At 41.6% G+C, this 6,842-nt stretch carries 8 protein-coding genes; all 8 read right to left on the reverse strand.

Going from position 1 to position 6,842, the window contains the following annotated elements; translation table 11 throughout:
- Nucleotides 1-98 precede the first annotated feature (98 nt).
- Nucleotides 99-2,027: an ATP-dependent nuclease gene (locus tag H6X51_RS05340; RefSeq protein WP_185266477.1), complete on the reverse strand. Its 1,929-nt coding sequence runs from the start codon at nt 2,025-2,027 to the stop codon at nt 99-101.
- Between the two features lie 222 nt (nt 2,028-2,249).
- Complete coding sequence (locus tag H6X51_RS05345) at nt 2,250-2,711, reverse strand: methyltransferase family protein (RefSeq protein WP_185266478.1); 462 nt, start codon at nt 2,709-2,711, stop codon at nt 2,250-2,252.
- Nucleotides 2,712-2,825: 114 nt separating this feature from the next.
- Complete coding sequence (locus tag H6X51_RS05350; protein ID WP_185266479.1) at nt 2,826-3,224, reverse strand: DUF6930 domain-containing protein; 399 nt, start codon at nt 3,222-3,224, stop codon at nt 2,826-2,828.
- Nucleotides 3,225-3,332: 108 nt separating this feature from the next.
- Nucleotides 3,333-3,980: a hypothetical protein gene (locus tag H6X51_RS05355; RefSeq protein ID WP_185266480.1), complete on the reverse strand. Its 648-nt coding sequence runs from the start codon at nt 3,978-3,980 to the stop codon at nt 3,333-3,335.
- An 86-nt stretch (nt 3,981-4,066) separates the two neighbouring features.
- Entirely contained in the window at nt 4,067-4,798 is a 732-nt protein-coding gene (locus H6X51_RS05360; protein WP_185266481.1) for a hypothetical protein, read from the reverse strand.
- A 123-nt stretch (nt 4,799-4,921) separates the two neighbouring features.
- Nucleotides 4,922-5,416, reverse strand: coding sequence for a hypothetical protein (locus H6X51_RS05365; RefSeq protein ID WP_185266482.1), 495 nt, complete (start codon nt 5,414-5,416; stop codon nt 4,922-4,924).
- A 90-nt stretch (nt 5,417-5,506) separates the two neighbouring features.
- Entirely contained in the window at nt 5,507-5,836 is a 330-nt protein-coding gene (locus H6X51_RS05370; RefSeq protein ID WP_185266483.1) for a hypothetical protein, read from the reverse strand.
- A 100-nt stretch (nt 5,837-5,936) separates the two neighbouring features.
- Nucleotides 5,937-6,569 (reverse strand): hypothetical protein, encoded by a 633-nt coding sequence (locus H6X51_RS05375; RefSeq protein WP_185266484.1) that lies wholly within the window; start codon nt 6,567-6,569, stop codon nt 5,937-5,939.
- Nucleotides 6,570-6,842: the final 273 nt, after the last annotated feature.

Genomic DNA, 6,842 nt, shown 5'->3' on the forward strand with positions numbered 1-6,842 from the left:
ACGCCTTGCTCAGCGGTGAGTTAAGCTGGCACTTGTTTTGCCTGACCTTGCAAAACAAATGACGGGTTGACGAATCCGTTGCAGCAACTTGTTATAAGCTAGCTTAACCAACCTCGGATCTCCTCTATCCATGAAGGCACATCATACTTGTCATCTATAGATTCAGTATATCTTTGAGAGAACCAGAATTTATTATTACCCATATCAAAAAATTGCTCAATTTGGTTCCACTGGCTAGCCTTTAAATCTAACGCTATTTTCGAACTTTCTTGCGAAATTTCATCTGTTATATCATTCAAGAAACTAAGTTGTTCAGGATAACTTTCGATAAAAGTACATAGAGTTTCAAAGAACAACTTACCATTCAAAGCATCTTCGATTTCTGTTGATGGAGAAACCGGGTTAGCTTGAATATTGACAAGCTTTGTTGACCGAGTTTGCATACAATTAACCATTCTCTTACAAAAAAGATTTGGGTAATTCTTCACATCATAATTAACCAATTGTGCGTCAGTATCTGAAAGTAAAATAATTTTTCCCGAAATTTCTTCTTGAAAGTCTTCATACGAGGTCGACAAGTGGTTGTACAATCTCTTGATCTCTTTCGCCCCGCCAACAGGGACAATCCTTAATCTCTTTGAGTCAATCAAATCTTTAAAGTAAGAGCTCAAATACACTTTTTCAGACGACCCTTCACATATAATCCAGTTAAATGGAGTTTCACCGATTGCACTAGTAATCACTGACTGCACGAAGTCATTAATGCTCTTTAGCCTTATATCGTAGGGTAAGCGCCCTCTAGATGAGGCAGTTAATTGCTTGATTTGCTCTCTGTAATTAGCCAAGTTAATCATGTCGAAAACATGCATCGAGTCATTTTTGGATATTACGGTTGCACTACCTGTTTCTATTGTTGGTAAAAAACCATACCAATGAGATGAAAAAATAACTTGCATAGCATCCCGACTAATCTCATATAGCGCATCAAATTGGTCGAAGCATGCGGACATATGCAAGGATGATTCTGGCTCATCGATTCCGATTATTAAATTTGCACCTGTATCTCGGTGCTTGTTAAGCAAGCTATGTGCAACATCAATTATGGCTTTTTGCTTCTCACCTGAACTTAATGAGCTAATTTCTAGCCAGTTTTCACCTTGCTTCTTGTGTAGTTTTCTTGTGCTAAAGAATGATTGAATTATTAGATTATATACGTCATTTTTCTTGAGATATTGCTGTCTATCAGTTGGCGTTCTATAAGAGTATATTTCCAGCTCTTGAGCAAGTTTATCGATGAAAGAGTTGAGGCTCGAGTTGATTTCGTTAATTTGTTTCTGTGGTACTCGCTCACTCAATATTTGTATTAAAGTCTCTCCCATAAGAACCTGAATTTCGTCGGTCTCTAGCTTTGTAAAAAGCTCCGGCTCAATCTCTCTAGGTATATAAATGTAATCAACGATTGCTTTTATTTTGTTTAGCAACGGTAGAAAAGATTCAAGCTCATCATCAGATAGCGAAGTCTTTCCTGGGTCTACTTCTTCACCTAAGAGCCTCTCTACTACCATGCGGTTGTTAAAGAGCGATATTGTCGTCCCCCCTTTATAATCAACCCCTAATGGGATAATTAGTAAATCAGACAAATCTACTCTTTGAATTAACCTCTCTCTATGTTCGACAAAAGCTTTAGCGTGACTTTTAAGTGAAGGTGATACATCGTTCTCACTAATATTAATAGCGACAGCATTTAATAATTCTGCTTTTTCAAGCTCATCGCCAGAAAAGTAACTCCGTTTAAGGAGAAAAACAGGAACTATCTGCGGTTTTGTTGAAGATTTACCGCTCTTTTTAGTAACAGTATTTAAATTCCAAGGCTTGGCATTAAAAAAAGTGTCAAGCGACTCCAAAACTGAGCTTTTCCCTATCCCATTGTTGCCGACCAATCCACAAAATTTATCTTCATCGGTAATTGGAATATAGTTAATTCCTTGATAAGTTTTGTAATATCTTAAAAATGTTCCAATTATCATTATTATCCTTGTTAACTAACAGTGAGGCTAATTTCTTAAATTAATTTTGTACGCGGCCTCTTGAGGCTTATAACGCCCGGCACAGCGGCAGCCGTAACGGAGTGGTTTTGTGTTAATGTTTGAGCGACAGTGAGTAACACAAAACTGCGTAGTGTAGGCTGTCCGCCTGCTGCCGTTGGTTAGGCTCATCCGGAGCCGCTTTAGATGTCGATTTATACCACATTAAAGCCAGCGCCTAACAGTTGCCATGTATTGCTCAAATTCCTTACCGAACTTGGCTTGTAAGGCCCGCTCCTCCGGCTTGATTTGATAAGTATTCATATAAATAACAAAGCACGGCAGCAAGAGTACGGTAATCATGTTAGACAGCCAGACCCCCCAAGCAATAAGGATAAGAAGGAATCCAAGATACATTGGATTGCGAGAGAGTCGATATATGCCATCTTGCACAATGGTCGAAGAATCGCCAGGCACAAGCGGATTTACTGTTGTGTGATGGCTGCGGAACGCCACTACACCAGATAAAACAATAAGAGCACCAAAGAGCGCAACAGTTACAGCAACAATGTCTCGCACCGAAATGTGAAGCGTGACGGCTGGAGCCAGAAGCGAAATCGCATACATAGCAAGAGCGAATAATATGACAAGCATCAAAGGTGGAATTTTGAGTTCAAGTATACTCATGCCATTTCTCCAGTGGCCTAACGCCGTTGTTCAGCGGTGCCCTTGTAGCGCAGCGAAAAGGGCATCCGGTGGAGGGCCGTCAGGCCCGGAACGAACTGGAACACTTGGTTAGATTTATTGGACCCTACCGCCTGAAACATGGGCTGCGAAACCGTCCCTTGCTTCCTGTGTAATGCCGGATAGATCTTTGGCCGGGACTCGCTCAACTTTAATCCCCATGGCCCTAGCAACTTTGACCAGATCATCCGCGTCGTACTCAGACGCTATGAACAATTTTTGCGGTCTTGAGCCAGATTGGCCTTCAGCGTCGGCCAGCAATTTCCTTGACAGAAATTCCGGCAAACCAGGCATGCTTACTTGAACAAGCTCCATACCAAAGATCATCCCCGTTGCCACCTCCATGATGGCCATAGCGTTGAAATCACCATCAGCCTCAGTCATCACCGGTGCTTCGTTCAACTGGAAAAGCAGCCAGGCTTCATTGTGGGCGAAATCAGACGGTTCAACTGCCAAGTTACTCTCCTATTTTCTTGAATCTAACGCCTCAATAACCGGCAGCCGAAATGCAGCGAAGCGAAATGTAGGCTGTCCGGCGCCGCAGGCGCGTAGTTGATTGATTTGTTAGGCATTGTAGCTACCTACAAACGATGCAGCATAATCAAGAAACGGGCCGAGACGCCAATATGCAGTTTTTGATTGAGCTATTTCTACATCAAGCTGTTTCGATGCCTCTGTTTCAATATGAGCTAGGTTCCTCAGCTCATAGGTACGCTTAATATCCTCAGCGTAAGTCGCTTCGAGAAATCCAATGCGTACGGCACAATCGACTTTATCTTTAAATGGTATTGAATTTTTTGGAGTTTTTGCGTCGCGATATACGCAGGTAAATATATCTTCGTCTCCATACTTAACCTTGGTTAAGCTGCCCAAGGCGTTAACTGGCTTATATGCCTTATGAGTTTGAAGCTGTATCACTTCTGGATGCTCTTTAAGCAACCCCCACAACAAGTTGGTTATCACAGCCTCGTATATTGAGGCGTATTGCATAATTTGAAATTTCACAAATGGATGCTGCTCATCATTTTGAACGAATGTAGCCTCCATTAGCTTGTAGACATAACGTGCAGAGTAAAAAGCTCTACCCAAGCGAAGCCTAAGCTCAGCATCGTCAATAAATGAAAATTCATCTATGTGCCAAGTCATATCTCCAGGGAGATCTCTTACACAATAATCATGGATGAGATTTCTAGTTTCTTCTTCTAAAGGCATGATCTTCCTTAGTGTTGCCTAACGTTTGGTTAAGGGGCGGGCTTTAGCCCGTCCCAGTGAGCGAAGCGAGCGATTTGAACCAGTTGTTATATTGCGGCCTCAATTTTATTTGGATAAATGAACCCTTCAATTGTCATAATCGGCGCATTAGCTGGACTGCACGTGATGTCGAGTTTTTCGATATTTTTTGAGGAGGTATATGATGAGTCAAGATCAATTACAGCCTGCTTGACTTTGAGCTCTTCAATTTCTCGGCACTTGTCGGCTATGGTGTTGGTGATGTTATATACAAATTTATACATATCAAACCCTAGCTCATAAATTTTGCCATCCAGTTTTAGGCTTGGTCTATTGCAGAATTTTTCTAGATTTTGTAAAAGCTCAGGGCCGTAGTCAAAACAGATAAACATTGAGCCTAGCTCGCTCTCGATAAATGCTTTTTTTCTTTTATGATCCCTGTGGCCCTCAGGAGCTGTATTGTTGTCTATAAATGACTTTAAGCTCTTAGCAAAGGTTTCCAGTGGAATTATCAGGTGCTGCGAGTGGCTAACGATAGTGTTTTCACCAGCTGATACATAGAGACGAATCTCATCCACGTCACCAATGTGATGAAAATAGTTTCTTACTGTTCTTAATATTTTGAACTCTGGCGTATCTTTTATATTGCAGCCAAAGAGCTCTTTTAGTTTGTCGGCAGTTGAGTGTAGGTTATTCAGGTATGTGAACAGCGTGTTGATATCTCTGTTCTGTGAAAATCTAAAATCCAGCAGTTCGTACTGGCTATGTAAGTAACGATCTATGAATGTGTATTTTTCCATGCGAAACCAGACTCAATATAACGCCGCGATAAACGGTGGTTTTTAAGTTGCACTTTTGCCATAAGATGAAGCGAAGCGGAATGGCAAAAGTGCAACTTAAAAACCATCCGTTTGATTGCTTTGTTAGAGGCCTTTTTTATAGTTTAGAATTTGCTTTGCTTTTTCCGTTGCTTGTTGCAACAGCGCCGGATTAGCCTTTATATCAAGTCTATAAGTTAGCCATGAAGCAAAAAAATGCTCCATCAGGTGATGAGCATTAATAAAAATAACGTCAGGAGATTTGTTTTCTGTACATACTGCGGAACCAGTAGTGTAATAGACTTTTTTAGCTTTTCCTTTTGCTGTGTCTCTAGATTCGGCGGTGGCAGTGTGAAGAAGAGCATTTCTAGCAGCCCACAAATCATCTACGGAGCACCCAAGATTTTGGGAAGGCTTGATGTATTTTTCAGCCCATACTTTGAAGTCAGCTCCTGAAGATTCTTGAGAGCTTACCGAAAGCCAAGCCATTTGATCAATGCCTGCAAAAGTAATCATTAATGCAGCTTCGATATATTGTTCTTTAGCCAAAACACTAATAGCACCGCCAATTCTTTCGTAAAATTGATCCAAATGATCCATGGCACATAATCCTCTAACGCTGCCATAAACCGCGCGAGCTTGCGAGCGTCGGGCGACCGAAGGGAGCGAATTTAATGGCTTTGTTAAATTTCATTTAGGAGTTACCAACTGAGACTCCGAGAATCCGCACTCGGTGCACTTATATTCTCTACGAATACCACCCAAACGGCCAAATTTCTGGTCAGGTTTGCTAGATTCAACTACCCAAGCTGGCTTGCGGCATTTCGGGCAAGGCTCGCCTTCGAAAGATTCCAGCCTTCTTACTCTCTCCTGAAGTTCGAGCACCTGATTTTTCAGGTTGATATTTTCTTCTTGAAGCTCCAGCGCAGACTCGCGCAGTTCCATGATTTTTTCTTGTGCCTCTATCGTGGCACCTTTTTTTATTAGTTCAGTAATGTCCTTGTAGCTTGGAAGTGCCATATGCTCTCCTAGAATTTAACGCCCGGCTTTGGGGCGGACTTGTAGCCGCGCAGCGGCGAAAAGGCCGTCCCAGCCCCACAGGGGCGACAACAGCCGATTGTTACATCCTATTCTCCCGCAAATAAGAAAATTCATTTTGAATAAAATAAAAAACCTGATCGATTTCAATATCATAAACTGCACAATTCCTGGCCCCACAAAAAAGATAAGCCAGCGAGCTATCATCAACGTTATTTTTTAATCGCACCGACTTAAACTGCCCCTCCTCAATACCTGACAGTAGCTCCTTCGCGGCATTCACACCCTGCCTTTCGAAGATAACTAGCGCCATAAATATTAGAAAAACTCCAGAAGCGACAGACCACCATATACACATTCTGCGGCCATACTTTCTTGCCATGATGCTTTTCTTCTTCGTTGCAAAGCGCAATTTCTTTTTTAAATTAACCAGTCGCCTCGCATTTGAAAATTTCTTTGAGACAAACTGACTCATCTCTATTTTATACGCAGCATGTATAGTAACCAATAACGCAACTATTAACGGAGCCAATATAAAAGACAATATATTCAGAATCATCCCATGGTAAATGATCTGATGAAAATTTCGATCTAAGACATTTCCGTCGAGCTCAAGCACGCCAAAGTAACCATAAGTGTACGCGGTACTTGACGCATATAAAAAAGCGGTAACCGCTGCAATAAAGAATGCACTATTAAATGACTTAAAATTCAATTAACACCTCATATGTAACAGTGATTAGACCGCACGCGGTACTAATACACAATATTGTGCTCGATATAACTCCGCTCGCACGATGCCATACCATCCAAGAAAAGCCTTAAAAATCATTGAATTGCTACCTCCGTCACAGATTGATCCGTATTCGCTTGACTTCGGCCTTTCACGCAACCATTACTACTGTATAAAAAAGGCTCTTCACCTTTTCTGGTGGGTAACCCTTTATTTCTCTGTCATTTTTGCTCACCATCGACCGGGTAAACTAGG

Origin of the sequence: Halopseudomonas xiamenensis (assembly GCF_014219065.1) — a bacterium.
GTDB classification, from domain to species: domain Bacteria; phylum Pseudomonadota; class Gammaproteobacteria; order Pseudomonadales; family Pseudomonadaceae; genus Halopseudomonas; species Halopseudomonas xiamenensis.